This is a genomic window from Micromonospora sp. NPDC048843 (assembly GCF_040649965.1).
GTDB lineage: Bacteria > Actinomycetota > Actinomycetes > Mycobacteriales > Micromonosporaceae > Micromonospora > Micromonospora hortensis.
Window position 1 is genome coordinate 1 of record NZ_JBEZGJ010000404.1, and the last position, 1,014, is coordinate 1,014.

Annotated in this window: 1 protein-coding gene; it reads left to right on the top strand. The window is 66.3% G+C overall.

Annotated elements, in window-relative coordinates; translation table 11 throughout:
* Window positions 1-78: 78 nt before the first annotated feature.
* Complete coding sequence (locus AB0C20_RS36440; RefSeq protein ID WP_357569749.1) at window positions 79-843, top strand: 3-oxoacyl-ACP reductase; 765 nt, start codon at window positions 79-81, stop codon at window positions 841-843.
* Window positions 844-1,014 lie beyond the last annotated feature (171 nt).

Sequence of the window (1,014 nt, forward strand, 5' to 3'; positions counted from 1 at the left end):
GCGAAGGGATGCCGAGCAGGAGCGGAACTCTGGTCCCATGCTGCCGCGCAACTCTTCCACAAGAGGGAAGTTGGCCAGATGTCATTGAACAACGAGACCGTTCTCGTCACCGGAGCCGGACGCGGCCTCGGGCGGCACATCGCACAGGCATTCGCGAATCAGGGCGCGACCGTGGTGATCAACTATCGGCACAGCCAACAGGACGCGCACGCCCTGGCCGAAGGCATCGGCCCGAACCGCGCCGTCGCCCTCCAGGCCGACGTCACCGATCGCAGTCAGGTCGACGCCATGTTCGCCCGAGCGCGGGAAGATCTGGGTCGCCCGATCACCACGGTGATCAACAACGCCCTGCCCGATTTCGCCTTCAACGGCGACGCCCGCCGCAAGGCCGACGAGATCGACTACCGCGACTTCACCGCGCAACTGGATGGGGTCCTCGCCGGCGCGGTACACACCACCCAGGCAGCACTTCCAGGAATGCGGGAGTCCGGCGGCGGCACCGTCGTCAACATCGGTACCAACCTCTTCCAGCACCCCGTGGTGCCGTACCACGACTACACCGCCGCCAAGGCTGCCCTACTGTCGCTGACGCGCACCTTCGCCGCCGACCTCGGACCGGAAGGCATCCGCGTCAACATGGTTTCCGGCGGACTGCTCCGAACCACCGATGCCTCGGCCGCCACGCCCGACGACGTGTTCGACATGATCGCCGCCGCCACCCCGCTCCGAAAGGTCACCACCCCAGACGATTTCGCTGCGGCGGTGCTGTTCTTCGCCTCCGACTGGTCACGGGCGGTCACCGGCCAGAACCTCGTGGTCGACGGTGGACTGGTGATGAACTGAGGGTCGTGTCTCGCACACCACGATCTGGACGTACCAGCTACCCGACGCCAAGACGTGAAGGCGTGCTCTTCCACCAACCGGGCCGAGCGAATTCCACGCTCAGCAAGACTGAGCGGGCGCGAAGGCCGTAGCGGAGTGCCCCACGGCAACCGGGCTTCCCTGCCCGTATGT

What these genes read in the sequence shown, in the direction of transcription:
- AB0C20_RS36440 (WP_357569749.1), top strand. Translation starts at nt 79, where the DNA reads ATGTCATTGAACAACGAGACCGTTCTCGTCACCGGAGCCGGACGCGGC.